We start from the raw sequence: 24,135 nt of genomic DNA on the forward strand, positions 1-24,135 counted from the left end.
CCCACTTTTTGAGACTTGACGAGCCTATCCTACCGCGAGATATACTGTATATCCATACAGCATTACATCACGTCATGAAACCGCGCTGGGCATACACGTGGGAGTACACACACCTCGAGTCAGGGGAGCGCCGTCGCACGTATGTCCCGGTCACCGCTAGCGAGTTCCAGTGCCTCGCCGGACAGTTTCTCGATGAGTCGGACGCACGTCCGATCGAGGAAACGAAAGTCGATCGTAACGTCGTGCCGCTTACGGATCCGTACCGAAACCACGTACCGGCGATGCCGGAGTTCGTAGCGCCGACCGAGACTGAACTGCGCGAACTCTGGCGGGCCAACCACGACCAGGAAATCCGACGCCTCATCCTCGAAATTGTGACGCTCCGGAAGTCACTTCAGAAGGTCATGGACTGGTGGGAAGGCGCAAATCGTGACTCCACGGATTATGGTGACCTCGGCGGTCCGTTCGGCCCCTTCCGCAGGCTCTACTTCTTGCTGCGCGATGAAATGCGACGTGCCGGGCTGATGTAGCAATGCAAGGCCGCAGATCGCAGTGGACTGCTATCGGCTACTAAGAGACCCTCATTTGCCCGACGGTGGAGACACTGCAACGGCGGCTGCGCTCTCGATACTGGTCGCTCGGCTAGACTAGCCATTCAGTCGACGTCCCTTTGCTGCCGCCACAGATTTGGCCCCCTAAGGTCAGCTTCGCGAATCGATTGGCGGATGGATGGCGGTATCCCGCCGTCCTTCAGTCCTCTTCATTTTCAACTAGCGTAGCGGCTGTGGCACTGACTGATCCGCTGCTTTTCGAACGACTGGCATTCAAGCCCGCAAGGCGTCGCAAGATCTCGCCCTCATTCATTTCCGGGCCATAATCCATCCACCCATAGGCCGAAGCGACAGCTTTGTCCAACGCTTCGTGCGCGCTCCTGAGCCAAGGCGGGTTCAGGTTGTACAGATTTGTCAATGTCCTCTTTGCGAGCTCCGTGGCACGATTCGGCGCAGCTACCACCCGCTCAGGATAGCCTTTCAAAATCTCAGGCTCGCGGACAACCCAATCGGTCGGATTGAGCCAGTTTTCGCGCAAGGAGTTCAAGCGTTGCGCGGCAAGCGCAATCGTCCGGGCAACCGGCAGAGCGTCCGCTGAGACCGGTGGAAGCCGCAGATCGCCTTCAACAGTGTCTTCTCCCTCTGTATCGGAAGGAGACAGGCCAGCGGGAAATGGAAAAGTCTCGAAGGTACTGCTCGGTGTGTACCGTGGTCGATCTTCCAAGGCAGTGCCAAGTCGTAACGACCATAGCTCATGAAAGCGGGAATGCAGAATCCCGAACATGGTGTCATCAGATCGAGCGATCGCGACGACTGCTGAGTCCGGAAGCACAATCGAAGAGAACCAGGCAAAGACGCGGTGCTTAGAAACCCGAGGCGTCAATATGCAGCGCGACAATTGAGCAATCTTGCGCTTCATCGCGGGCCGAGGGTCCCCGTGACACCACCAGTGTGTTCGGTGCCAGTCGCGCCGCAAATTCACGCGAGTCGGTTTGACGTGCTCCTCGACATATTCGAACGGCTTTTCGTAGAGACTTGCGTCCTCAAACGACATTTTGTCAAAGTCGATGACCCACGTATCCGAGGGGCGTCGGGTAATGTCCAAACCATTCGCCCATGGCCGGATCACATCAGTGTTGGGTTTGCCGTTTGGATTGGGCAATATCATCCACTCACGCGCGAGTTCGCCCGCAACATCGAACGGGCCATTCTTCTGCGTTCCTATGAAGGAGGCACCTTGATTTTCTGGCAGTCGCTTGACCCGCGTGAGGTCGAACGTCTCAGAATCTGCGCCGCCAGCAGTGAGATCCGAATTAATGCCTGAAACAGCTTCCCCATTCAACACTGAGCCGCCTTGGGGCGGGTTTTTCGCGAAGACGACCAGCGACACTCGCACCGCGGCGCCCTCATTAACCCAAGGCTCGTCACTCCACGCATTGAAAATGGTCAGGTTGGTAGCTATTGCATCCACAACCTTGCGATTGGCCCCGCCTCGGATCGAATTGGTTGCAACAAACCCAGCGAGTTTGGCGCGCCCTGTTTCAATCTGCTCTCGACCTTTGTAGAACCAGTAACACACGAGGTCCGCGCCACCGGGCACGTCGCCCGCATAAAGCTCCCGAAGTGCTAATGTGTACTTCTCCCCAAGCTCCCGGATCATCTTCCGGTCGCCTAGGAAGGGCGGATTCCCTAGGATGACATCCGCCTCGGGCCATTCAGCCCGCTGACCGGTGCTCGTCATGAGCGCGTCGCGATGCTGGATCCCATCGAGAGAGCGAAGGATCGGGTTTTCTGCGATTGGACGGCCGTTGGCCTTGCACCACTGGATATCGCCGATCCACACGGTTACCCTCGCCAGTTCGGCGGCGTACTCATTGATTTCGAATCCCAGTACGTTCGCAGGCCCAGCCTCAATCGCGATCTGACGACCAAATCCCATGAGTTCGGCGTCGATCTGCGCGGTGTGCTCAAGATCTTTGAGCGCCCTCATGGCTAGATACAGGAAGTTTCCCGAGCCACACGCTGGATCAAGCACACGGAAGTTCCGAAGCCGTTCAAGGTAGCCTTGATATGTAGCGACGGCAGCCTTGTAGGATTCGCTTCGCTTTCCCTTCCCTTTTCCTTTCGCAAGGGTGACTTTCGCGGCTTCCCACTCGTCTGTCAGCGGTTTGGTCACCAACGGACGGACGAGCTTTTCAATAGTTGCGACGTCTGTGTAATGGGCACCCAGCGGAGCCCGTGAGGACGGGTCGAGGCCACGTTCAAACAGCGTGCCAAAAATCGTCGGGTCAATGGCGCGCCAGTCCAGGTCTTCCGAGGCTTTGAGCAGCGCAGTCAGGTCCTCCGGCTGCAGCTCGGGGACATCAATGACCTTGAAAAGGCCGCCGTTGAACCAGGCGATGTCGTCGTTTCCGTACTGCCCGTTCGGCTTCTGCATGGCCGTGAACAGCGATGCGATTCGCGTGCGTGCGCGATCCGTGTTGCCGTGTGCGCTCTTTAGAAGTCCGGCAAAGATCTTCGGGTTGTCGCTCTCTCCCCTATGCAGTAGCCATTCATCTTCTGCGTACATGCAGAAAATGCATTGAATCAGAAAGTGTGCGACCTGCTGGTTATCCAGACCGCGCCGGCGCATTGATGCTGCTACCTTCGCAAACTCCGCTGCTGCGTCGGCGGTGATTGCAGCGTTGGACTTCAGTGGGCGTAGCTTGTAAACGTCCGTCGGGGAAAACAGCCAGCGCAAGGCCTGCATGTTTGCGGGATTGCCGATGTCCTCAAGCTGAATGACGCGAGGCGTGCTTGGGTATCCCGTAAAGCAAGGGTGAATCTCGATTCGCTCCCGGTTGCAGACAATTAGAACCGGTGGGTTGTCAAGCGCCCCAGAATAGTTCTTAAGTTGCATTAGCGCGGGGCCGAGGTCCTTCCGCGGGCCCTTATTTTCCCACGCAAAACAGCCGCGTTTCCAAACGTCAGCGAAACCCTTGCCACCGAGCATTTTTTCAAGGTCCTGCTCGTAGCAGTATTCTCCATATTCCCGTGGCGGATCGACCGACAGCAGCCGACAAAGGTCTTCAAAGTGAGGTTGTGCGCCTCCCTTCTCGCTCAGGGAATTGTCCTTCCAAGTCTCGATGAACTTCTCTGGTGTCATTGTGCTCGACGAAGGCATGGTTTTACGTGAGTTTCGTAGCGTGTGTTGCGGTGGTCGGCAGTAGCGGCGCCGAATTAGCGATTGGCGTGTTGGGCCGATTCTACCCGAGGTGCTTGATGCGACCACGTCGTGGAACCAAATACACAGCTCCTAGCGACGACCGGTGGAACGCTTCGATGGCCGATGCGAACAACCGCTGGTATCCAAGAAGCAGCCGTTAAGTTAGTGCGGTGCCAACGGCGGGTGTGGGTCGATCTGCGCCGGTCCCGCGTCGCAGGGCCGGCGGCCGGCCGCGATCGGCCATGAACCGCGCCATCTCCAGCTCGATTGACAATAGTTGACCGACTGCACAATCGCCAGCGCGACGGCTGAGCTCCCGGAAATGGTAAATTCATACGAAAACCACACCTACGAGAGAACATATGGCCCGAGCCATGATCTGCGTCGGCGACACGACGACGCACGGCGGTCGCGTGCTGGAGGGCAGCGCGAACGCGACGATTGACGGAAAGCCCATTGCAGGCGTCGGCCACAAGGTACTTTGCCCGCAATGCAAGGGCGTCTTCCCAATCCTGCCCGCCACCGGACGACGCTACCCGCATCAAATCGCAGGCCGGGAAACGGCGATCGAAGGCATGAAAACCGCATGCGGCGCAACGCTGATTGCCTCGCAGTCGTCTGCGACGCTCGACGACGTCGGAGCAGGCGAGGCATCGACCGGCAGCGCAGTGGCAACTGCCGCTTCCGCGTTGGCCCCTTCGCCGACGCTCTGCCTCGAATGCCTGAAGTCGGCAGCCGAGAATGCCGCAACGATGATCGCTCGCGGGTAGAACCATGACCGGCAATTCGATCGAAGCGTTCTACTTAATGCGGCAACAACAGTTGACCATGCAGGCGCACTTGTACGCCCTCGTCGACGGCCTCCTGTTCGAGGACGCTGCCGGCGGATCGCCCCCCCAGCGATCGCAGGCAGCCGTAGCGCTATTCGACGGCACACCGGACGCATCGCTGGCCGATGCGGGTCCGTGGCTGCTCGACTACGAGCGTGCGACCGGCAACGTGCGACGCTCGCTATCCGTGATGGCGGGCGGCTCGGCGGGTGTGTCCTGGCTGATCAGCGCATATCCAATTGAATCGCTCGCCGACGAGCTGCGTGGCCGGCTCGACGCGCGCTTGCCTGATGGCCGAACAGCCCTCCTCCGGTTCTACGATGCCCGTGTCATGGCCGACATTGCATCGCTGATGGAGTTCACGCAGCGCATGCAGTTCTTTGTCCCGACATTCAATTGGCTTATCGAAGTGAATGGAAAACTGAAGGGAGTGCACCCGCATGCTTGAGTTGACAGGCGAACAGGTCGCCGGCCTTGCCGAGATCGATGCACGCGGATATGTCGAACGCACCCGGCTCGATCTCATCAAAGCGGATCCGAAGCTGGCCGATGACGGCACGCTGCCGACGCGGCTTTGGAACGCGTACGTCGCCGCTCGGCGACTTGGCATCCAGTCCGACGAGAATGTCGCTGCGTTTCTTCGTATCGAGGCATACGCTCCGAACTTCTACGAGAAGCCCGCAACACGCACGTGGCTTACTCGGCCCGGCCGCTCGGCCGACGAACGTTTTCACGATTACCTTCGCGTCATCAAGTGGCGCATCGAACATCCGCAATATAACGGGGGATCTCGAGATGGCGGGATTGGTGGTACCGATAATCGAAGCGGCGGCAGTGGAGCTTGGGCCGCTATTGGCGCGCGCTGGCGTAGCCTTGTTGGGCGGGGCGGCAGTAGCGGGAACGGGGAGTCTGTCGGGTGACACGCCGAAGGAAGAAAGCAAGGCAAAACCAGACGTCCGCGCGATTCCGCGCACGGGCGAGAGCTGTAAGAAGTGCCCGCCAGAGGAAAGTGGCCGGGCGGAAAATAAGACGCACCATATGTCCGACCACTCGCGCGAGTATCAAGGCCGCATCACGGGCCGGCCGTACAGTAACGCGGGAAAATGGAATGAGGAATGGGTGTGGCAAGGCATCGCATTCGACGGCTTCCTGCCGGCCGCGTGCATGCTGCAAGAGGCAAAGTCCCGCTATGCGCAGTTCCTTCAGCGAGACGACGATGGCGAACTGGAACCAGTCTCTTGGTTCAAAGGCTTCCCCGGAATGGTCTCCGATATTGAGCGGCAAGGCGGCAAAGTGAAGCTGTTTCCCCCGGCACGTTTGACGTGGTACTTTGAAGAAGCGGAGGTGCGTGAGTACCTGCTCAAAGATCTGCGACGCAATGCGGTTCTTTCCGTCGTACAACCGTAAACCGAGAACAAGATGGACTTCAGCCTTCAGTTCAGGGACGAGACACTTGCCCCTACAGACTTCGAGAAGATACTGTCACGCATTCACATCGTCGTGTCGACGATGGGTGCAATCGATTCGACGCTAAGCACTTGGTTCGCTCAAGGTGACACCTTGGACGAAGCGCTCCTGTACCCAGCGTTCGAAGATGGCCAGCCATCGACGGCACTACTCGCCGTCCTACAGCATCAGTTTTCGGACGATCCATCGCGATCCTACGTTGCACTGTGGAACGGGAATCAGAACAAGGGGGAAGGTGCGACGATCGTATGTCACGTAGGCGAAAACTCCGTCCCGCATTCCTTCGAGATCAAAATTTCGAGTTCGGCGGTGCTGGGGAACCTCGAATCAGTTCAACGAATTGTGAACGCGACCGTGACCGCATTTCGACCCGCCTACGTTACGGTCTCTCCACGGAGTTACGCGGCAAAGCAGGTATTCGACGACAAGCCCGGGGTTGGCTGGATGATTTACTTGCCAAAGGTGATCACGCAACAGCAGGTTCCGGAGGCGCGTGAGATTGTGCCGATCCCGGATGCAGGAAAGGCACAGACCGGCACGATCGTCGTCAGCACAACCGACGCCCCTTTCTCGATGAAGAATCCCGAACACATCGAGACGGCAAATCGCATCGAGATTAGGTTAGTCGACCAAGATCTCCTTCCCGCCTTCGCTGATCTATAGGCCCTATGCCGGCGCGTCACCGCGCCGGCAACGTCCGGTTAGAAAAGTCCGACAGGCTGCGCCGCATCATCCCAACTAAAGATGATCAGCTCGTTCCGCTCGACGCCCTTCCCGCCCCCGACCGTGTACTGGATCGGCACGGTCTCGATATGAAACCCGTCGAACGCACGCCGAATATCCGGATGATCATTCAGGCTGACGATCGCCCGGCCCTTCAGCGATCGCAGACGCTGCGCCATCTTCTCGTACTCGCCGAACGGGAATGCCACGCCGTACCCCTCCGTCTCGTAATACGGAGGATCGAGGTAGAAGAGCGTATGCGGCCGATCGTAACGATCGATACATGCAGCCCAATCCAGCCGCTCCACGAACGTATTCGCGAGCCGAAGGTGGGCCGCCGACAGTTCCTCCTCGATCCGCAACAGATTCAGGCCGGGCGGCGTCGTCGTCGCCGTTCCGAACGTCTGCCCTTCCAGCTTCGCCCCAAAGCAACTTTTCTGCAGGTAGTAGAACCGAGCCGCCCGCTGGATATCAGTGAGCGTTTCCGGGACCGTCTGCTTCAACCATTCGAACACCTGCCGGCTCGTCAACGCCCATTTGAACTGCCGCACGAACTCCTCCAGGTGATGCTGCACAACGCGATACAGGTTGATCAGTTCGCCGTTCACATCGTTGATGACCTCGACCTTGGCCGGCGGACGCAGGAAATACAGCGCCGCTCCACCCGCGAATACCTCGACATAGCAGTCGTGCGCAGGGAAACGCGGAATGATGTGGTCTGCCAGACGACGTTTGCCGCCGATCCAAGGAATGATGGGATTTGCCATTGTGAAAGCCGTTTTTAAACTTGGTGTAGAATCCGGCCCGCCTACCGGTAGGTAGCAGGGCCTTGGCCGATTCACTGGCATGCTCAGTGGAAAGGCGACCGGGGGCGTGTTGCTGCACGCTTCCCGGTCGCCCTGTTTCTTTCGAGACCGCCCGGCCTCGATCGCCGCGCTACTGCGGCAAATTGGATTGCGCGTCGCCGATCAACGCGTCGTAACTACGCTCGCACTGCTGGCCGGCGATGCCCCGCTCGTCAGCGATCTTCGCCAGCTCTCCCGCGCGCTCGTCAGCCCGGCCGAACAAGTCGGCAAGCAGATTGAGGGCGTCGCCGGTTGCCGGGCTTCCGGCCGCAGCGCCGGCACGTCGAGCGTCGGCAACGAGCGCGGCGACCTGCTTGCGCAGCCCATCAGCAACACCATCGGCAACAGCAGCATCAGCGCGTGCCTGATCACGTTCTTTTGCAGCATCGGTTGCAACCTCCTGTTGCGCCGCCAATCGGCGGCCATATTCATCCCGTTCATCGCGGAGATGGTCGATCTGCCGTGCCTGATCGGCGACCGTCGTGGACTGATCCGCATCCCGGTGCCCTTTCGAATAGCCAGCAGCAGCGCCGACCACGACGGCCGCGATAAGCGCGAGCCAGAGTCGAGGATCGAACCACGTCATGCGCCGCTCCGCATCATCGATGCGAGGCGCTTCGCGCGATCGCCGACCTGTCGCGCCCACAGGCTGTCGAGCATCTCGGCTGCCGCTGCGTTCCAGTCGCCCCGCTGCGTCGCCGCGAGAAACTTGCGGAACCCGAGCAACTTGCCCTGCATGTTGAACGCCATATTCATCATCACGCGCTGACGCACTGGATCGAGCGACGACCACCACGACAGATGGCGATCGAGCCATGCCTCGGTTTCGGCGATGTCGTTCTGGTACATCAGGTCGATCTCGTTATCGCGAAACCCCTTGTCCGTCAGATTGCGGCCGATCCCGCCCGACACCTTGCCGACCGTGTCGGTATAGATCCGATACCGCCGGTCCTCATCGTGCGTCAGTTCGGCCTTCAGCTTCAACCCGTCGTACTTAGCCATTCTTGCTTCCTCCAAAAAGTTGCTTTGCCTTCTTACGCAGCAGTACCTCCAGGTACTGCGATCCGACGATGCCGAGCGTGCTCCCGATTCCGAGCAGCGCAATCGGCGGGAGGTCCGGGATCTGCAACAGCGCGATGCCCGCGACCATCGACGTCGCCGATCCCAGCACGGCCCGGCCAGCGACGAGCCGAAACGTCAAATGCTCGCTACCCACCAACACCTTCGCGATCCCGATCAATCCGCCCATAACGATCAGCTCCAGAATCGTCTTTTCATGCTCTTGCATCGGTTCCCCTTGTCCCGATAAAAAGAAAGGCCGCTCCGGTTGCCCGTGAGCGGCCTTCAATACGATGCGCGACGTTCTACTTCGGCGCCGGCACCACCAGATCGATCTTCTTGCCCTTCTTCTTCCCATGCCCGACCTTCGCTTTCCCCTTGTTCCCTCCGTTCAAAGTGACCACCGTGATCCATCCGCGTGATGCGTATGTGTGCTCGACCGACTCAATCAGAAACTCACCGTCTACGCCGGCCTTGAAACCCTTGAGCGCGATTGTCTTCTCCGCCGACAGATCTGCCCGGCCGCGCATCGTGAGCCGGCTCGTCGACGTGTGCCGATTGAGCGTCGTCAGTCGCGACGTCGCACCCGCTTTCGCGGCCTCCGGACTCGCGAATGCATGCCGTTCCGTATGCACCGCGGACGCACCTGGCGGAGCATCCGGATTCGGAATCGTCAGGTCGATCTTCTTCCCGGTCTTGCGGTCGTGCACCTTCGTGCGCACGGCCGCAAAGCTCGCGCGATCCGGGAAATTGATGTCGTAATCGAGCAGATCGCCCGGCGTGAGCGTGACGACCGGCAGCGGCTTGCCGCTCGCGCTCTTGCCGCCGCCACGCGGCAACACGATCAGCTTCCCTGCTTTGACCGTCGCCGTCGCACCATACTGGCGAGCCACGCGCGTGATGAAATGCAGGTCGCTTTCGCCGAACTGGTCGATACGCGGCACGACGACGTCGACGTCGCACGCGGCCGACCATTTGTTGCGACGCGCGACGTCGCCGACGATGTCGGCCAGCTTCGCATTCGACCAACTGCCGTAGCGCTGCGTCTTCGACGTCGCACGCATGTTCGCTGGCTTCCCACGGATCACGACGCTGGCCGGCGGGCCGCGCACGCCGACCTCGTCGACGGCGTACTCGCCGAGCATCGATAGTCCCTGCTCGTCCCATCCGATCGACACCTTCAACGTCGCGCCCTTCGGCGGAAATTCGATGCGGCCGTCGCGATCGTCGAGCGTGATCGTGCACTCGTCGGCGTCTAGACCGGGTTTGTCGACCGCCCGGATCTCCAGCACGCGATCCTGTATCACCTTGGTCACGTCCGAGCCGTTCGCGACCACCTGAAAAATCGCTTCCATCGCACCTCGCTATGTCCAGAGCTGGACCGATTCAACACGCGGCGCATCGAGATCCGGCAGCAAGATCTCGACGCCGGCCGGGAACGGCTGCGGCCGAGCCGCCAGCCCCGGATTCGCGTCGTACACGGCCTCGACCGTGCCCTGCAACGTCCCGTAGTACCGAAAGCAGAGCGTGTCGAGCACGTCGCCGTCAGACGTTCTTAAAGTCTTCGCCATAGCGGCCGAACTCCACCGAGAATGTTTGCTTGCGCGGCAAGCCGTCCACGAGCAGCGCATCCTGCTCCTCCTCAATCGACTGCAGCAGCCACCGGCCGAGCACGTCGCCGTCGCCCGTCGTGAGCTGCACGGGCTTCATGCGCCCGCCAATCTCGCGCAGGCGGTGGATCTGCTTCGTGCCGGCCCCGAGCGCCGGAAACACGACGCCCGACAGCGTGATCGTCTCGCCGCCTTCGCTGACTGGCTGCAGCGCCTCCTGCCGATTCAGACGCTCCTGCGACGCAACGCGATAACGCGTCGCCCGCCGGAGCTTGTCGTATGCGGCCGTCGACAAGTTGAAGTGGAACGCATCACCCGCTTCGCTCGTCATCGACATCAGGTGCGGCGTGCTCGACGTCGCCCCGCCGACCAACCCGGACAGCATCGAACCGACGCCCGTCGACTGAATCACATTGAGCACCGCCGAGTCCTTGATACCGACCGCCGCGTTGAACTGATTCCACGCCCCGCCGAGCGCCGACTTCACGCTGTCGGCGGCAGCCCGCACAAGGGGGAAATTCGACCCGTCGACGGCCTTCAGAATCGAGCCGATCGACGCCTGCGTCGCGTTGAAGCTGCGCAGCACCGTGCCGACCTGCGGAAACAGATCGCCGGCCAGCGAGATCGCACCGCTCGCGCCGGTCAGCAGCTCGGCCGCGCTGCTCAGATTGCCGGTCGCGAGTCGCTGCAGCGCGTCGACCGTCGACATGCTCGCCGCGCGATTCCGGTCGAAAATGCGGACCATCTGGCGCACGCGTTCGGTCGCAATCCCCGCCTGCGTCGCCGCGCCTGTGATCTGTCGAATCACATCCATTGCACCTCCCTTACATGTGTGGTGAATCGAACATGGCCGTTCGCGCGTTCGCCTTGCGTTGATGCTCGTCCATCATCCGGGTCAGCGCCGGACTGACCTGCGCGAGGAACTTGTTCGCCATGTCGGCATCGCTCGCTTCGATCTTCACGTGAAAGACCGGCGCGAACGTGTTCTGCTGCTCGATGCGCGGCCCTGGTCGAGCGCCGACACCCGCGCCGTCGGACGCGATCGTCTTCGCTTTCACGAGCGCCGCGACGTTCGGCGGCGTCTCGTCCGTCTTGCGCCCCAATACCCTGCGCGATACAGCGCTGAACAGCTTGTCGCCTGCAAACGTACCGACAGCGCCACCGATCACGCCCAGCACCGCAGCACCGATTGGCCCGACAAACGCACCAGCCATCGCGCCGAGCTTCGCTCCCGCCGCACCACCGGCAAGACTGCCCGCGATGCCCGCAAAGCGGTTCGCTTTCTGCGTGTTCGTATCGGTACTCGACGCGACGGCATACGCGTCACGCGCCGCGAATCCGAGCTTCAGCACCGTGCCGGCCACGGCGAGCTTGCCGGCATACGGGGCGACCCGACCGAACAGCGCCCTGCCGGCACTGAAGACTCGCCCGATCCGGCCTGCCCGCGCCGCGCCGCGAGCAGCACGACCGGCCCGCCCACCGCCGAGCAGATCGCCAAGGCCGCCCCCGCCCCCTGCCACTCCACCGCCGGGCAAGTTGACGACGAACACCCGCTGCACCCCGCCGGCAGCACCAGCAGCCCCGCCGAGTGCATCGAGCGCGCGGCCCACGATACCGCCGGCACCGGCAGCACGTCCCGCCGCAGCGCGACCGCCTCGCGCGAGCACCGTGCCGCGCGCGATATCGACTGCGCCCCGGCCGATATTCCAAAGTGCCTTTGCACCACGGAACGCAAGCGCCGCGCCTGCGATGCCAACGACGGCGGCTGTCGCCTTCGGTGCAGCATCCGCAACGGACTGGATACCCCTCCCGAGTCCCTTCGCGCCCTCGCCGACGCGATCCGTGATCGGACGCAGCGCGTCGCCGATGCTGCGCATCGCGTCGTCCCAGCGCTGCCCGACCTCGCTCCAGATCTGCTTGGACGTCTCGCGACGCGCCTCCAGATCCTTCTGGATCTCGCCGCTCGCCTGCGCCGCATTACGCTTCAACTGCGCATACAGCTCATCGTTCTGCATGTATGCCGTCAGCGCCGCCTTGACCTGCATGTCGTTGAACAGGTCGCCGGTCTTCATCGTCTCGGCGAACGCGGCCATCTGCGCCTGACGCTTGGCGGGGTCCATCTCCGAATTGAACTGCTTCGCCGCCGTTGCGAGCTGCTTCGCCTTGGCCGGATCGACGCGCTCGATATATGCCTTGGCGAGCACGAACGACGCTTCCAGCGGCGACCATCCCTTGTTGATCGCCTCGCGCATCTTCGCCTGATAGTCGACGCCGGCCTTCGCGTAATTGCGCTCGGTCTCCCCGGAGCCGATCTTCGAAAACCAGTTCTTGAGGTTGTTCGCCGCTTCGTCGGAGCTGCCCGCCGTCTTCATCTGCACCTGGAGCATCGCGCCGAGCTGGTTCACCGAGTCCTGCCCCGTGATGCCGAGCTTCTTCATCTCGGCGAGCAACACCGGGAACCATCGCGCCATGTCGACGGACTCGAACGACCCCTCCTTGCCAAGATACGCAATCGATTCGAGCGCCTTCCCCATCTCCTTCCGGTCGACGATATCCGCGTTCTGCTGCAGCGCCTGAATCATCTTCGCAGTCTCAACCGAGGTCGCGCCCTGTCCGATCGCGAACTGCGCAACCAGCGGAGCAAAATCCAGCGCCCGATTCAGATCCATCCCGCCCGCAACCATCTGGTTGACGGCGTCGGCCAGCTCATTGCGGCCGATGCCGTTCGCCGCAGCGTCGCGCCGGATACGCGAGCCCATCGCGGCCTCTTCCTGCGTGCGCGCGATGCCGGCCTTGATCGCGATGTCGCGAATGATCGCCTGATAGTTCGCAGCAATCGTCGCAGGCACCGCGACCGCCGCCGTCAGCTTCACTGCGTCACCGATCACGCCGCGCCCGGCCTCCTGACCGGCTGCCAGCCGCTCGTGTCCCGCGACCTTCAGATCCAGCCCCCGCGTCGTCCGGCCGAGCCGCGCATACGCGCGATCGAGCCGGTCGACCTCGATGCCGGCATCCCGCAGCGACTTCAGATTGCTATCGAGCTTGCGGCGGATGCCGTCCGCCGCGCTGTCGCCAGCCAGTTGCAGCCGGCGGAACTCATCCTGCAGGCGCATCGTCTCGCCGATCTGGCGCTGCCAGAGCCGCGAATCGTTCGCCCGCTTCTTCATCGCGTCGATCTTCGACGACGTGTCGGTGATCGCCTTGCCGAACGTCGCCGACACCGCCCCGCCGATCACGATGCCAAGTGCCAGGTCTTTCGCCATATCGGCCCCTTCAGTCCCTTCAGTCGGTGAGCCACCAGAGCATGTCGTCGATCGTCATCTCGTCGATCGACGTCGGCGACATGCCGTATTCATGCACCAGCCGATTCGCCAGCGCCTTGAGGGTCTTTCGGTCCAGCTTTGCGTACGGATCGAAAGGAGTAGTAGGCGTCCTGCACGCGCTCGTAGTCAGCCATATCCATCGCATCGAGATCGCTCGGCGCGATCTCGGCGAGCGACGCGAACAGGATCAGCTCCTGTTCTTCGGCATCGTTCGGCGCGAGCTTCTGCGCGCCACGCATGTCGCGCACCTTCGGCCGGCGCATCGTGAAGGTGTCGCATTCGACACCGTTGAGCTTGATCGGATAGTCGAGCTTGACCGTAACCTTGTCCATTGCGGTTCCTGAAATGAAAAATGGCGAGCCGCCGGCTCGCCATTGATTGAATAAAGTAACTTTGCTGCTTGATGTGCAACGTGAGCGTCGAATGACGGTTACGCCATGCCGAGCTTCTTGCGAATGTCAGCGAGCTGATCCACGCCGTTGATCACGCGCTTGCACGCGAAGATGTCGATCTCGTGCACGATCGCGCCGTCGATCTCCAGCTTGTAGTAGTCGCACGATACGTTGAACTTCGCGTCGACCTTGTCGCCCGGCTTCCACTCGCCCGGATCGACTTCGTAGAGCATGCCGCGCAGATACACAACGACACTCTTCGAGTTGCCGCTGCGATCCTTGAACACCGCGCGAAACACGCCGTTGAACGCGCCCTGATCCACCAGCCCGAAGAACTTCAGCACGTCGTACTCCATCGTCGCCATCGCGAACGACGCTTCGAGTGCTTCCATGCCTTGATCGACCTTGACCGCCGCATCCATGCCGGCCGCGCGGAAGTCGTCCGTCTTGAGTTTCAGCTTCGGCGGCGTCATGCTCGTCGCACGACCGGCATAGCTACGCCCGTCGACGAACGTATTGCAGTTGTACAGAGTTTCCGGAATCATCGCTCCCCCTTAGATCTGGTTATCGAGCACTTCGGTCAGCCACTGGTTCGTGACCTCGAAGCGGAAAATCGGGTTCTCGGCCGGCGGGACATCCGTGAATCGGATGTTCCAGTACACCTTGCCGTCTTCGAGCTGGCTCGCCGTGTTCAGCTGCGGGTCCGGGTAGACCTCGAAATTGATCACTGCGCCCTGACGTTTCAGGTCACGCATGAATGCCTGCAGACCCTCGGTCACGTCACTGACGTACGTCGCCGTGATGCCACGGTCGACCGCCCACTTGTGGCCGGCCTGCACCGCATCCATGACGATGTCGAGCGTGCGCACGCGCGTGACGAACTTCCATTTCGGATCGGCCGACAGCGTGCGGTTGCCCCACAGGCGAAAGCCGCCGTCACGAATGATCGTCGCGATGTTCGCGTTGTTGAGCAGGTTCGCGCGGCACGTCTCGTCGCCGTCGAGATATTCGATCGGCCGGCCCGTGCCCGTGATCTCGACGACCTCCTTGTTCGACGGCGACGCCCAGAAACCGATCTTCGCGTCGGTCTGGCAGAACAGCCCCGCTGCGTACGTCGACGCCGGCAGCGAGATCTCGCCGTTCGTCGCGTTGTCCCACGCCTTCGCGCCGGGGTCAACCATGTACAGGCGCTTGCTGCCGAAATTCTTCGCGTACGCAATCGCCGCAGCATCGTCGCTGTTCGGGCCATCGATCACCGCGACCGCGCGCAGCTTGCCGGCCAGCGAATCAGCGGCTGTTGCGACCGGTTGCTTCGACGTATGACCCGGCGCGATCAGCAGACGCGGCTGCGTGTTGAAAAGCGACTTTGCGTCGAGCAGCGCTTGCATGCCGGTGCGGGCACCGCCAGCGGTGACACCGCCCACAATCGCGGACGTGAGCTGCGCCGCGTCGGTGACGGATGCGACGCCGACCGCAACGACGACCGCACTGCTCTGCGCGTAGATCGCACGCGCCGAGCGGGCGATCGCGCTCTTTTCGCCGAACGCCCGCACCGCGTCGCCGTAGCTCGTCAGTTGAACCGGCACATTCGGCTGCGCCAGACCCGCGCCAGGCGTGTAGGTGTCGGTCAGGCCGACGACCGACGACGACGGCACCGCAATCGTGCGCGGGCCGCTGTCGACGATGGTCGTCGTGATACCGTGAAAAAACGAAGTCGCTGCCATGCGGATCTCCAGAAATGAAAAAAGCCGCTCGAGTGAGCGGCTTACGAAACAGGACGGCGCACGCACGCGCCGGGAAAGTTACTTTGCGTCGACCTCGGTGGGCGGCTCGCTATCGCTCGCGCTGTCACCGTCAGCGGGCACCGCGGATTCCGCCTCAGGAGGTGTCTCGCCCGCCTCATTGCGATGCGCGGCCTCCTCCTCGCGCCGAGCGGCTTCCTCGGCCTCACGTGCAGCCTTCTCCGCCCGCTGCGCCTCGACCTTGGCGAGCAACGCTGCAGGGTCCGGCTCGGCCGGCCATACAACGTCGTTCGGAAAAGTCGGCGAATCGACCACGCCGACAAGGGCCACCTGATACGCGGCCCACGCGTCGAACGTCGCCGACTCGAGATCCGACAGCAAACCCGTCACACGCGCGTCCGACTTCCCGAGATTCTGCTGACGCGCTTTTTCCATGCGCGCGTAGAAGTCCGCCATCGCTGCTTCACGTACGCGTTCCGCGACGACTTCCTCGTCGAGCACCCAAGCGCCATCTTTCCAGAAGTATTCGTCGGACGGACGCGGTACATCCGTCAATCCCGCGTCGTCGGGCGTAACACCCGCGACCGTGATCTCACCCGGCTCACCCGTATCGGTTCGATACAGTCGGACACCGCGATAGTCCGGCTGCATCTTCCATTTGCCGTCCTGCCAGAACGGCCAGGAACGCGTCGGCACTTCCGGCAGAGGCGTGAGCGTGCAGAATGCCGGCACGAGATAGCGACTCGCGTCCATCGGGTCGCGTTCCGCGAGAAAGCTCGCGATGTAGCGCCCGGTTTGATTGTCGTATTGATTGCAAAGCATGTTTGTCCTCGAATTCTTAGTAAGCCCGAATCATCGCGAGTAGCGCGATGTTGCGCGGACGGCTTTCGTTGCCACCGTCAGCCGCGACGCTGATCGTGTGCGAGTGGGCGCCGGCCCCGCCGATTCCGACGTTGTGGCCGTGCGCACCGGACCCTTCAATGCCAATCGCGATCGTCGCGCCATCGGTGCCGAGATTGTTGGCGCGACCGTTATCCATCCCGTAGCCACGGCCGGTCGAGGTCGAATACGCTCCGTTCGATCCAAGACCGAAGCCGTGCGCGTGCGGCTGCTGACTGACGTTGTGACCGTGCCAACCCTGTGAATCGGTCCATGCGCTGTGGGAGTGATCGCCCACGGCGGCGGCAGATGCGCCGTGCGCATGCGAGCGGTTCAAGCTGTCCTGCCAGCTCCCGATCTGGCGCTGCGCATCGGCACCGCGCGCGTCATCCCAGCAGCGGATAAACTCGCCGCGAAGATCCGGCAGTCGGAACGTTGTATTGCCGTCTCCGGTTGAAAAGCAACCGTGCCGCCCCTTGCCCCAGTCCGCATCTGCGACGATTGCTCCGCTCGCCTGCGCGTACGCCCACAGCAGCGGGTAGTCCGTCCGCTTCAGCTCGGTGCCGTTCAGCTTCAGGAATCCCGCACGCGGCGCAGTTCGGGCCTCCCACACGATCTGCCCGATCTGGACATTGGCGACGGCCGCCGCAAACCACGCCGACGTGATCAGCTTGTCCGAGTTGTCGCCAGCGGGAGGTGCAGTCGCCGTCACCGTGCCACCGACCCGAAGCATCGACGAGCCGTCGTCAGCGACCTCACCGATCAGCAACCGCCCAGCCTGATTCAGCATCATCTTCGTCTTACCGAGGATGTTGAATCCGATCCCGAGTCGTCCGCCGGTCGGCGCGGTGTTATTCGCGTCGGTCGTCGAGTTCAAATACAAGATCTTGCCGGCCGCCGTCTGCGAGTACGCATCGATGTAGTTGTCGATCACGCCACCGGGTCCATCCGGTGCAGCGCCGATACCGATGTACTGAGCTGCATTTCCGGTTCGATACGCCACAACGGCGTAACCGGTCGCATCCGCGACCACCTGAAGCCGTCCCGTCTCCCGATCTGCCGCCGACGTGCCGACGATCATGTTCCCCGTTTGCCCGATCTGCGCTCGCGTGATGTCGAGAATCGTGAACCGAATACCGAGCGCACCGTTCGTCGGAGCCGTGTTTGCGGCGTCTGTCGACGCAGCAATGATCAGCGACTTGGCCGCCCCCGGATCGGAATAGCTCGCGAGCGTGTTGTCTTTCGGGTTGTTGCCGACACCCGCAGCCGCACCGAGCGCCAGATACTGCGCACCGATATCAGGCCGCCTCGCGGCGATGGCATAGCCTGTCGCGGGATTCTGGACGAGCATTGTGCTGGAACCGTCATCCGCCGCTTCGCCGATCAACCATCGCCCCTCCGCCGTGATGCGGCCGCGCTCGGTCTTGCCGGCGATGAACGACAGCCACCCGGCCGCGCCGAGCGTCAGATTGTTGGACAGCATCACGACGTACGGTACGCCCTGCGCACCGAGCTGCAGGTGTCCGTCTGCCGGCGAAAACATCCCCGTGTCGGGATCTCCGTCAAACGCGAAGCCTGCATTGTTGGTGTTGTGCGGTGTGATTGCACCGACCTTCCCGAGCAGCTTACCCTTCAGTGCATCGCCGGCCTTGGAAACCTTGTCGTTGCCGAGATCACCGATCTTCTTGTCAGCCGCATCAGCGCGCGTGCCGAGGTCTGCGACCTTCTTGTCGGCCACATCGGCGCGCGTCCCGAGATCGGCGACCTTCTTGTCCGTCGCATCCGCACGCGTCCCGAGGTCGGCGACCTTCCTGTCCGTCGCGTCCGCCCGCGTCCCAAGTCCCAAAGCAACTTTGTCGGCCGCATCCGCTCGGTCCTTGAGGTAGCGCGTGCGGTTTCCAAGCTGCCTGATTGCGATGTTGTCGACCCCGTCCGGGCCACCCAGCACTTGATCCGACGTCTCGAACTGTCGAATTCCCGGCTCCCACTTACTCTCTTCCTTCAAATCGGCCATGTTCCGATTACCCCTCGCGTATATTGACCGTTGCGCGTCGCGACGCCGTTGTGCCGGATCGCAACCTCAGAAAAATCGAGCCATGCGAGCAAGCTGCGCGCCGGCGCGTAGCGCTCAATCGCGCGCTTCAGGTTTTCGCCTTGATCGCGCGTCACCGGCTGCTTCAATGTGACGATGTATTCGGCCCAGGCGGCGGACCCGCCATACAGATATCGACCATTGCGCTTCACCGATCCGTCGCGGCGCTTGACCTGCCGCCCCTCCTGAATATCGATCTCGCCGAAGCCGAGCCGCCGCACGATCTCGCGGATTGCCCACGGCGTGCCCTTCTTCTGGTAGATCGCCAGCGACGATTTGATCAGCGCTCGGCGTGCGTCTTCGGACTCGGCCAGTTCCCACCCGTCGACCGCGAGCGACCATGCGAGCCACGGCAGGAACGCAGCCGGGCAGCGATCCGCATCCCAGAGCGTCCTGATCACGTCCGGGTCGACGCTCGGGCGCATTACCTGCGCGAGCGCGGCTTCGAGACTCGTCTGGTTTGTTGGCAACAACGCTTCAATCGTCATCGGCCACCTTTGGATTGAGTACGATCGACGTGCAACGCGCGAACTGGTCGATCGCGCATACGACGTCGGCGGCAGGTGCCTTCAAATCGACGCGCACGACACCCGACGCTTTGGGATGCAGCGCTCCCGTCACCGCCGATCGGGGCATGCCGACGCGCAACGCTTCGCCTGCGGCGACCGCGATATCCAGATCCTGCCGACGTGCGGCGATCACGACACCCGGATCCGGTCCCCGCCCGACATACACGTCGGCGACGATCGAGTAATTGACGGGGCGGGCCGCGACGACCAGCAGCGTGTCGTTCAGCGGTCGACGGTCTTCCGGCGAGAGTGCGCGGCGCACCGTGTCGAGCAATGCCGCACTCGCCACGCCACCGTTCGAATACGATTTCACGACCACGCGCACCACACCGCCCTCAGGGCGATCGACGCGCACGTCGGCAACGTCCGGCGACGCGTCCATCGCGAGCGATCGATACGCGCCAAACGGGCCGGCCGTCGACGATCGCTCGATCCCCATCTGGGTGCGCAATCGCAGGCGATCGTCGCGCTCGCGCGTCGCTGGAACCGGCGGATGTGCTTCCGGGTCGCCGGGATCGATGACTTCGCGCTGCAAATTCCAGAGCACCGCGAGGTGTTCCAGATCAGCACCCGTTGCGTAGGCCAGCAACACCGCTCTACCGGCGTCATTCACGCGCGCCTGAAACCGCATTTCTTCGTACGCGGCCAATTCCAGCAGTTTCACGACCGGATCGGATTCAAGCGCAGCCGACCAATCCGGATAGATGCGCTTGAAGTGCGCGAGCTTGCGCTGATACGCTTCCTCGAAATCCAGCGTTTCGACGAGATCAGGCGGATCAAGCGCCGACAGATCGATTACTGTCATGTCGTCACCTCGAATACAACGTCGTCGCCGTTGTACTGCCCGGCGATTCGAAAAGTTACTTTGCCGTCCACGACAGACAGCACGTTCACGCGATCCAGCTCGAGGCGCGGCTCCCAGCGGACGATTGCGCGCGCAGATTCAGCCTGCGCCGCCGAGATCCAGCCGCGCGTGATAGGCATGTCGACCATCGCCGGGAGATCCGAACCGTACTCGGGACGCTCGCGCCGCGTTCCTTTGCGCGTGCCGAGAATGTCCGCAACGCTCTGCACAAGATGCTCGATGCCGCCGATCAATCGGCCTGTGCGGCGACACATACCGACCAGCGCGACCATCACTGCACCTGCACATCAACGCGCTTGAAGTCCGCGCGAGAGTCGAGATATTTGATGTGCTGCGGCTCCGTTACAGTTGCCTTGCCCGCCAGCACGGCGATGTGCGAACCATCGGGAAACACAACGATTCGGCTGTGAAACTCGGTATCGATGAACGTCACGGGGACCGTGCCGCTACCTTGCCGTGCGTCTTTCGCCATAACCACCTCCACAAACGAAAGACCCCGCACGCGCGGGGTCCAAAGTCACTTTGAATTGATCAAACCGGCGGCCCGACCAGCTCGCCGTCGCCTTGCTCGCGGTGCCGGTGTCTAATAAGCGACTTACCGTCCGCAACGACGTCGTCGGTATATTCAGCACCGCCCGCGATTTTCATCGCGACACCGCCGCCCTTACCCGGCCTGCCCTGCATGCCGCCGTTGAACGTCAACAGTTGCTCGGTCGTCGTGTTGCCGGTGAACGTCGAGTCCGGCACATCGGCGAGCAGCTTCGCGCTGCGCAGCATCGCGCCGTCCGCCTTCAGCTCGAACTCGGTTTCGCCGATACGGAACACGATCCGGCCACCGGCCGGCACCGACAGCACGTATTCATGGCTCGCATGGTTGTACTGTTCGAATGCGCCATCAGGGAAGTCGGTTGCAGTCTCGTCGGGATTCGACCGGCCAGACCCGCCATGCTGCTCGGTGTAGTAACCGGGCGCGACGAATGCGCCCGCGAGATCACCGGACGGTGCCCACAGCGCGACCTCTTCGTCGACGGACGGCGGACGCCACTGTCGAACCTTGCCAGCGGCACCCGCCTGCCATTTGAGCCAGTCGCTCACCCAATCGCCGATGCGCACCTTCACGCGCGGCGGATCGTACGTGACCGCCTCGACGACCGCGGACTGCGTCAGGCAGGCCATGCGCCGATCCATCTCGCCAAGCTCGAAGGCGCTCACCGGTCACCTCGCATCCTGATGGGCCGCACTCCAGTACTGGTCTTCGTGTCCCGGACCCGTCTCCGGATCGAGACCCCACAGCACCGAGCGGCCTTTCGTCGGCGGCTCGAACACGTCGCCCAGGTCGAATTCGTGCACCCATTCAACGAGCCAGACGAGATACGTGTCCAGCTCCGGGCGAAACGGATCAACGCCCGCCGACCCGACCTGCTTACCCGGCGTCACGGGCAGCCCCCACGTCGCCCCGTGCACCGTTTGCAGCACGCGAGCGGACAGCTCGCGCACCTGCAGCTCGGCATCAGGCACCAGAGGGTCGACGATCACGCGGGCCTGCATACGCGCGATTAGCGGCACGCGGCCCGTGCCGTCGTCGTGTCCCGGCTCCAGCTCCCCCAGCTCGATCGCGACGAACGGCGTTTCGATCGCCTTGCCGATCTTCGGATACGCATGAATGCGTTCGAGGTCCGGGAGGCGTTCCCGCAGCCCGGCCTCGATCCCGTCATGCAGTTGCTTCAGGTTATCGAGCACGATTCATCGCCTTCTGCAGTTCATAGTTGACCTCCTGCCGCAGCACCCTCATCAGCCGGGCCTCACATGCCTGCGCGGCCCGGCGAAACGCCGGATCGCCCGTCTGCGACCATTCGACCTTCACCACCTCGAACGGCGTCCGCTCTTTCCCGATACGTCGGTAGATCGGCCCGTCCGGATGTCGATTCGTTTTGCGCCACGCGCTCTCGAACAGCGATTTGCCGGCCCGCATGCCCTTCTTCGTGCGTCGCACCGAACCTAGGCGGTGCGCCTCGATCGGATTCAAACCGAGCCACACTTTCCCGGTATCGGCCGAGCGTAGGAAGAAGTACATCCGCTGCCGCAGCAGCTTCTGCTGGATGCCCGTCGCATTACCGACCTCCTTCGCCGTCTGGCTCCGGATCCACGCGCCCGTCTTGCGAAGCGTGCGCCGCCATGCCGCCTGCATCGCGGCAGGCGGCAGGCCCGCGAGCGCTTCGAGCGCCCCCTTCACGTCGATCTCGACCTTCAGCAAATCCATCGTCACCTCAGAATCAGGATCGTCCAGCCCGTCCCATCGGGGTGCAGCTCGAACACGCGGTAACGCCCGCTCGGCGTCACGACGATGCTGCCCTCGGTCACGTCGACCGCATCGGCATCGGTGATATGCAGGACGGGCGCCACGAGCTGCGTGCGCTGCGTTCCGAGATCCGGACCGAGCCACGGCGACGTGAACATCCCGTCGACGGGCCGGCCGTCGATCGTGATGTCCGCGTCACCGAGATCGCGCAGCACTGCCGCATCGACGTCCGCGATCAGATCCCGGAACGCCATATCACGCCTTCAGCTTGACGATCGCCTTCGGGCGCGTGCACAGGTGCACCGGGTTCGATTGCGCCTCGAGGTCAACGCCCTTGCCGAACTGCGCCAGTTCCTGCTTCGCGTAGTACGGCAGGCCCGTCGTGTTCACTGCTTCGACGTAGTCAGCCGGCGCGAAGCGCGTAATGAACAGCTCCGGCACGCCTTCGGGCACCGCATACGCTTCGTCGTCCGCCACATAGCCGATGTCGCCGACGCGACCGCGATAGCGCTCGAACGTGCAACCGCCGAAGTCGAATGCATCGCGCGCGTCGCCCCGGAGAGACGCCGCCATCGCGGTCGCGAGATACGTCTCCTTCACTGTCTTCGCGACGATCAGCTTGTTCCAGAATGCCCGGCCGCAAAGCACGCGCACGCCCGTGTACGTCGTCGCGCCCAGCGCATCTTCGATCGCGTCCTGCACGTCGACGCACTTCACGCGGATCTCCGTGTCAGCCTTGCCCAGCTCGAACGGAATCACGGTCTGCTCGATGCCGAAGTACTGCAGAAGATCGATCAGCACCGTCTTGCCGTCTGCGTCGAGCACCGCGCCCTTGATCGCGCCGATGCGGTGAAACTCGTGCGTCGCGTCGAGCTGGCGACGCAGTTTCGCGAGCCGCCGGTTCACGACCGTCTGCAACGCTTCCAGCTCCGTTTCGGAGCCGAACGCGCGCAGGTTCTGGATCTCGTCGGCCTTCACGAATGCACGCTGCGGCAAGTGCACCGTATTGAACGGAATCATGCTGCGCTTGCTGCCGACCACGATCGCCGACGGCGAGCCGCGCTCACCGGCCGAGACGAGGGACAGTGTGTCGCCGTCGCGCTCGATCTGGATCGTCGTCGTGGTGATGCCGTCCTCTTCGAACAGGCCGAGCGCACCGACGCGGCCCGGCACGTGCGGCTGGTCGTTGATCGCTGCGGTGAGCGACGACAGCGAGAACGCGTCATCTTGAAACAGGGCGATGTCCGCCATACAACCTCCAACAGGGAAATGGATACAAAAAAGGCCACGCGCGATGCGTGGCCTTCGGATTCGGTGTTGCTGCGATCAGCGGACGATCACATGGCGTTCCGCGAGATCGGTGCGCGCTGCGGCATTCAGACCAGTCAGGCGTGCGGCGGCGACCTCGGCGAGTCGCACAATGCCGGTCGCCGAGCGCGGTGCCTCGGACGCTGCCAGCGGTGCATACAGCACCGCCGCAGCGACTTCGGCCCCGTCGTTCGCCGCGTTGTCGTACGGCGCATACTCGCCGGTGCTCGTCACCCCGAGCACCTGGCCGGCCGACAGCGCCGGCCCGGCCTTCACGATGATGTGCTCGCGCGAGATCTGCCCGTTGCCTTCCGACACCAGAAATTCCGCCGTCTGGCTGCCCTGTACCTTCACGTTCGACATGAGTTTTCCCCTC

Annotated in this window: 30 protein-coding genes; 6 read left to right on the top strand and 24 right to left on the bottom strand. The window is 62.6% G+C overall.

Translation table 11 applies throughout. The annotated features are described in order from the left end of the window. Window positions 1-74 precede the first annotated feature (74 nt). Entirely contained in the window at window positions 75-530 is a 456-nt protein-coding gene (locus tag WI26_RS33090; RefSeq protein ID WP_069227254.1) for a hypothetical protein, read from the top strand. A gap of 220 nt (window positions 531-750) precedes the next feature. Here the strand turns inward: WI26_RS33090 and WI26_RS22670 are convergent, their stop codons facing one another. Continuing rightward, on the bottom strand, window positions 751-3,696 hold the full coding sequence (locus tag WI26_RS22670; protein WP_069227255.1) for a class I SAM-dependent DNA methyltransferase: 2,946 nt from the start codon (window positions 3,694-3,696) through the stop codon (window positions 751-753). A gap of 422 nt (window positions 3,697-4,118) precedes the next feature. Here WI26_RS22670 and WI26_RS22675 point away from each other — a divergent pair, with 422 nt between their 5' ends. The 5 genes from WI26_RS22675 to WI26_RS22690 all read left to right on the top strand — a co-directional run bounded on the left by WI26_RS22675 (window position 4,119) and on the right by WI26_RS22690 (window position 6,716). Then, a complete protein-coding gene (locus WI26_RS22675; protein WP_059464567.1) occupies window positions 4,119-4,526 on the top strand; it encodes a PAAR domain-containing protein in 408 nt (135 codons plus the stop codon). A 4-nt stretch (window positions 4,527-4,530) separates the two neighbouring features. Next, window positions 4,531-5,034: a DUF4123 domain-containing protein gene (locus WI26_RS22680; RefSeq protein ID WP_059464566.1), complete on the top strand. Its 504-nt coding sequence runs from the start codon at window positions 4,531-4,533 to the stop codon at window positions 5,032-5,034. Then, window positions 5,027-5,506: a hypothetical protein gene (locus WI26_RS31625; protein ID WP_230941275.1), complete on the top strand. Its 480-nt coding sequence runs from the start codon at window positions 5,027-5,029 to the stop codon at window positions 5,504-5,506. Before WI26_RS22680 ends, WI26_RS31625 begins: the two co-directional genes overlap by 8 nt. 118 nt (window positions 5,507-5,624) lie before the next feature. After that, complete coding sequence (locus WI26_RS33450; RefSeq protein WP_338084137.1) at window positions 5,625-5,993, top strand: restriction endonuclease fold toxin 5 domain-containing protein; 369 nt, start codon at window positions 5,625-5,627, stop codon at window positions 5,991-5,993. A gap of 12 nt (window positions 5,994-6,005) precedes the next feature. Further along, window positions 6,006-6,716 carry an immunity 52 family protein gene (locus WI26_RS22690; protein ID WP_069227256.1) on the top strand — a complete coding sequence of 237 codons (711 nt, stop codon included), beginning with the start codon at window positions 6,006-6,008 and terminating at the stop codon, window positions 6,714-6,716. Between the two features lie 38 nt (window positions 6,717-6,754). On the opposite strand, the gene WI26_RS22695 is transcribed toward WI26_RS22690, so the two are convergent. From WI26_RS22695 to WI26_RS22805, 23 genes are all read right to left on the bottom strand, one after another. Next, window positions 6,755-7,543, bottom strand: a complete 789-nt coding sequence (locus tag WI26_RS22695; protein WP_069227257.1) for a DNA adenine methylase — start codon at window positions 7,541-7,543, stop codon at window positions 6,755-6,757. Between the two features lie 169 nt (window positions 7,544-7,712). Continuing rightward, window positions 7,713-8,207 (bottom strand): DUF2514 family protein, encoded by a 495-nt coding sequence (locus WI26_RS22700; RefSeq protein WP_069227258.1) that lies wholly within the window; start codon window positions 8,205-8,207, stop codon window positions 7,713-7,715. Beyond that, window positions 8,204-8,623, bottom strand: coding sequence for a glycoside hydrolase family protein (locus WI26_RS22705; protein WP_069227259.1), 420 nt, complete (start codon window positions 8,621-8,623; stop codon window positions 8,204-8,206). The genes WI26_RS22700 and WI26_RS22705 overlap by 4 nt, the downstream gene beginning before the upstream one ends. Next, window positions 8,616-8,909, bottom strand: a complete 294-nt coding sequence (locus WI26_RS22710) for a phage holin family protein (RefSeq protein WP_069227260.1) — start codon at window positions 8,907-8,909, stop codon at window positions 8,616-8,618. Before WI26_RS22710 ends, WI26_RS22705 begins: the two co-directional genes overlap by 8 nt. A gap of 76 nt (window positions 8,910-8,985) precedes the next feature. After that, window positions 8,986-10,035, bottom strand: a complete 1,050-nt coding sequence (locus WI26_RS22715) for a phage late control D family protein (protein ID WP_069227261.1) — start codon at window positions 10,033-10,035, stop codon at window positions 8,986-8,988. A 9-nt stretch (window positions 10,036-10,044) separates the two neighbouring features. Next, window positions 10,045-10,251 (bottom strand): tail protein X, encoded by a 207-nt coding sequence (locus WI26_RS22720; RefSeq protein ID WP_069227262.1) that lies wholly within the window; start codon window positions 10,249-10,251, stop codon window positions 10,045-10,047. Next, window positions 10,226-11,104, bottom strand: coding sequence for a phage tail protein (locus tag WI26_RS22725; protein WP_069227263.1), 879 nt, complete (start codon window positions 11,102-11,104; stop codon window positions 10,226-10,228). The genes WI26_RS22720 and WI26_RS22725 overlap by 26 nt, the downstream gene beginning before the upstream one ends. A 10-nt stretch (window positions 11,105-11,114) precedes the next feature. Continuing rightward, window positions 11,115-13,553: a phage tail tape measure protein gene (locus tag WI26_RS22730; protein WP_069227264.1), complete on the bottom strand. Its 2,439-nt coding sequence runs from the start codon at window positions 13,551-13,553 to the stop codon at window positions 11,115-11,117. Between the two features lie 89 nt (window positions 13,554-13,642). Then, window positions 13,643-13,945 carry a phage tail assembly protein gene (locus tag WI26_RS22735; RefSeq protein WP_069227265.1) on the bottom strand — a complete coding sequence of 101 codons (303 nt, stop codon included), beginning with the start codon at window positions 13,943-13,945 and terminating at the stop codon, window positions 13,643-13,645. A gap of 98 nt (window positions 13,946-14,043) precedes the next feature. Continuing rightward, entirely contained in the window at window positions 14,044-14,550 is a 507-nt protein-coding gene (locus WI26_RS22740; protein ID WP_069227266.1) for a phage major tail tube protein, read from the bottom strand. A gap of 9 nt (window positions 14,551-14,559) precedes the next feature. Next, complete coding sequence (locus WI26_RS22745; protein WP_069227267.1) at window positions 14,560-15,729, bottom strand: phage tail sheath family protein; 1,170 nt, start codon at window positions 15,727-15,729, stop codon at window positions 14,560-14,562. Between the two features lie 78 nt (window positions 15,730-15,807). After that, the gene (locus WI26_RS22750; protein WP_236849319.1) at window positions 15,808-16,479 is read right to left on the bottom strand and encodes a tail fiber assembly protein; all 672 of its coding nucleotides are present in this window, start codon (window positions 16,477-16,479) and stop codon (window positions 15,808-15,810) included. Between the two features lie 106 nt (window positions 16,480-16,585). Beyond that, window positions 16,586-18,640: a phage tail protein gene (locus WI26_RS32870; RefSeq protein ID WP_069227269.1), complete on the bottom strand. Its 2,055-nt coding sequence runs from the start codon at window positions 18,638-18,640 to the stop codon at window positions 16,586-16,588. After that, window positions 18,628-19,206, bottom strand: a complete 579-nt coding sequence (locus WI26_RS22760) for a phage tail protein I (RefSeq protein WP_059542506.1) — start codon at window positions 19,204-19,206, stop codon at window positions 18,628-18,630. The genes WI26_RS32870 and WI26_RS22760 overlap by 13 nt, the downstream gene beginning before the upstream one ends. Next, window positions 19,196-20,092 carry a baseplate assembly protein gene (locus WI26_RS22765; protein ID WP_069227270.1) on the bottom strand — a complete coding sequence of 299 codons (897 nt, stop codon included), beginning with the start codon at window positions 20,090-20,092 and terminating at the stop codon, window positions 19,196-19,198. The genes WI26_RS22760 and WI26_RS22765 overlap by 11 nt, the downstream gene beginning before the upstream one ends. Further along, window positions 20,089-20,424 carry a GPW/gp25 family protein gene (locus WI26_RS22770; protein ID WP_069227271.1) on the bottom strand — a complete coding sequence of 112 codons (336 nt, stop codon included), beginning with the start codon at window positions 20,422-20,424 and terminating at the stop codon, window positions 20,089-20,091. Before WI26_RS22770 ends, WI26_RS22765 begins: the two co-directional genes overlap by 4 nt. Next, entirely contained in the window at window positions 20,424-20,624 is a 201-nt protein-coding gene (locus tag WI26_RS22775; RefSeq protein WP_069227272.1) for a hypothetical protein, read from the bottom strand. Before WI26_RS22775 ends, WI26_RS22770 begins: the two co-directional genes overlap by 1 nt. 59 nt (window positions 20,625-20,683) lie before the next feature. Further along, on the bottom strand, window positions 20,684-21,364 hold the full coding sequence (locus WI26_RS22780) for a phage baseplate assembly protein V (protein WP_069227273.1): 681 nt from the start codon (window positions 21,362-21,364) through the stop codon (window positions 20,684-20,686). 3 nt (window positions 21,365-21,367) lie between these two features. After that, a complete protein-coding gene (locus WI26_RS22785; protein ID WP_069227274.1) occupies window positions 21,368-21,892 on the bottom strand; it encodes a hypothetical protein in 525 nt (174 codons plus the stop codon). Further along, complete coding sequence (locus tag WI26_RS22790; RefSeq protein WP_069227275.1) at window positions 21,882-22,412, bottom strand: phage tail protein; 531 nt, start codon at window positions 22,410-22,412, stop codon at window positions 21,882-21,884. The genes WI26_RS22785 and WI26_RS22790 overlap by 11 nt, the downstream gene beginning before the upstream one ends. A 2-nt stretch (window positions 22,413-22,414) precedes the next feature. Next, window positions 22,415-22,705: a head-tail joining protein gene (locus WI26_RS22795; protein ID WP_059546359.1), complete on the bottom strand. Its 291-nt coding sequence runs from the start codon at window positions 22,703-22,705 to the stop codon at window positions 22,415-22,417. Between the two features lies 1 nt (window position 22,706). Beyond that, entirely contained in the window at window positions 22,707-23,702 is a 996-nt protein-coding gene (locus tag WI26_RS22800; protein ID WP_069227276.1) for a major capsid protein, read from the bottom strand. Window positions 23,703-23,777: 75 nt separating this feature from the next. Next, window positions 23,778-24,122: a head decoration protein gene (locus WI26_RS22805; protein WP_069227277.1), complete on the bottom strand. Its 345-nt coding sequence runs from the start codon at window positions 24,120-24,122 to the stop codon at window positions 23,778-23,780. Window positions 24,123-24,135: the final 13 nt, after the last annotated feature.

It is taken from the genome of Burkholderia diffusa (assembly GCF_001718315.1).
Taxonomy (GTDB): Bacteria; Pseudomonadota; Gammaproteobacteria; order Burkholderiales; family Burkholderiaceae; genus Burkholderia; species Burkholderia diffusa_B.

What these genes read in the sequence shown, in the direction of transcription:
- WI26_RS33090 (WP_069227254.1), top strand. Translation starts at nt 75, where the DNA reads ATGAAACCGCGCTGGGCATACACGTGGGAGTACACACACCTCGAGTCA.
- WI26_RS22670 (WP_069227255.1), bottom strand. Translation starts at nt 3,696, where the DNA reads ATGACACCAGAGAAGTTCATCGAGACTTGGAAGGACAATTCCCTGAGC.
- WI26_RS22675 (WP_059464567.1), top strand. Translation starts at nt 4,119, where the DNA reads ATGGCCCGAGCCATGATCTGCGTCGGCGACACGACGACGCACGGCGGT.
- WI26_RS22680 (WP_059464566.1), top strand. Translation starts at nt 4,531, where the DNA reads ATGACCGGCAATTCGATCGAAGCGTTCTACTTAATGCGGCAACAACAG.
- WI26_RS31625 (WP_230941275.1), top strand. Translation starts at nt 5,027, where the DNA reads ATGCTTGAGTTGACAGGCGAACAGGTCGCCGGCCTTGCCGAGATCGAT.
- WI26_RS33450 (WP_338084137.1), top strand. Translation starts at nt 5,625, where the DNA reads ATGTCCGACCACTCGCGCGAGTATCAAGGCCGCATCACGGGCCGGCCG.
- WI26_RS22690 (WP_069227256.1), top strand. Translation starts at nt 6,006, where the DNA reads ATGGACTTCAGCCTTCAGTTCAGGGACGAGACACTTGCCCCTACAGAC.
- WI26_RS22695 (WP_069227257.1), bottom strand. Translation starts at nt 7,543, where the DNA reads ATGGCAAATCCCATCATTCCTTGGATCGGCGGCAAACGTCGTCTGGCA.
- WI26_RS22700 (WP_069227258.1), bottom strand. Translation starts at nt 8,207, where the DNA reads ATGACGTGGTTCGATCCTCGACTCTGGCTCGCGCTTATCGCGGCCGTC.
- WI26_RS22705 (WP_069227259.1), bottom strand. Translation starts at nt 8,623, where the DNA reads ATGGCTAAGTACGACGGGTTGAAGCTGAAGGCCGAACTGACGCACGAT.
- WI26_RS22710 (WP_069227260.1), bottom strand. Translation starts at nt 8,909, where the DNA reads ATGCAAGAGCATGAAAAGACGATTCTGGAGCTGATCGTTATGGGCGGA.
- WI26_RS22715 (WP_069227261.1), bottom strand. Translation starts at nt 10,035, where the DNA reads ATGGAAGCGATTTTTCAGGTGGTCGCGAACGGCTCGGACGTGACCAAG.
- WI26_RS22720 (WP_069227262.1), bottom strand. Translation starts at nt 10,251, where the DNA reads ATGGCGAAGACTTTAAGAACGTCTGACGGCGACGTGCTCGACACGCTC.
- WI26_RS22725 (WP_069227263.1), bottom strand. Translation starts at nt 11,104, where the DNA reads ATGGATGTGATTCGACAGATCACAGGCGCGGCGACGCAGGCGGGGATT.
- WI26_RS22730 (WP_069227264.1), bottom strand. Translation starts at nt 13,553, where the DNA reads ATGGCGAAAGACCTGGCACTTGGCATCGTGATCGGCGGGGCGGTGTCG.
- WI26_RS22735 (WP_069227265.1), bottom strand. Translation starts at nt 13,945, where the DNA reads ATGGACAAGGTTACGGTCAAGCTCGACTATCCGATCAAGCTCAACGGT.
- WI26_RS22740 (WP_069227266.1), bottom strand. Translation starts at nt 14,550, where the DNA reads ATGATTCCGGAAACTCTGTACAACTGCAATACGTTCGTCGACGGGCGT.
- WI26_RS22745 (WP_069227267.1), bottom strand. Translation starts at nt 15,729, where the DNA reads ATGGCAGCGACTTCGTTTTTTCACGGTATCACGACGACCATCGTCGAC.
- WI26_RS32870 (WP_069227269.1), bottom strand. Translation starts at nt 18,640, where the DNA reads ATGGCCGATTTGAAGGAAGAGAGTAAGTGGGAGCCGGGAATTCGACAG.
- WI26_RS22760 (WP_059542506.1), bottom strand. Translation starts at nt 19,206, where the DNA reads ATGACGATTGAAGCGTTGTTGCCAACAAACCAGACGAGTCTCGAAGCC.
- WI26_RS22765 (WP_069227270.1), bottom strand. Translation starts at nt 20,092, where the DNA reads ATGACAGTAATCGATCTGTCGGCGCTTGATCCGCCTGATCTCGTCGAA.
- WI26_RS22770 (WP_069227271.1), bottom strand. Translation starts at nt 20,424, where the DNA reads ATGGTCGCGCTGGTCGGTATGTGTCGCCGCACAGGCCGATTGATCGGC.
- WI26_RS22775 (WP_069227272.1), bottom strand. Translation starts at nt 20,624, where the DNA reads ATGGCGAAAGACGCACGGCAAGGTAGCGGCACGGTCCCCGTGACGTTC.
- WI26_RS22790 (WP_069227275.1), bottom strand. Translation starts at nt 22,412, where the DNA reads ATGGATTTGCTGAAGGTCGAGATCGACGTGAAGGGGGCGCTCGAAGCG.
- WI26_RS22795 (WP_059546359.1), bottom strand. Translation starts at nt 22,705, where the DNA reads ATGGCGTTCCGGGATCTGATCGCGGACGTCGATGCGGCAGTGCTGCGC.
- WI26_RS22800 (WP_069227276.1), bottom strand. Translation starts at nt 23,702, where the DNA reads ATGGCGGACATCGCCCTGTTTCAAGATGACGCGTTCTCGCTGTCGTCG.
- WI26_RS22805 (WP_069227277.1), bottom strand. Translation starts at nt 24,122, where the DNA reads ATGTCGAACGTGAAGGTACAGGGCAGCCAGACGGCGGAATTTCTGGTG.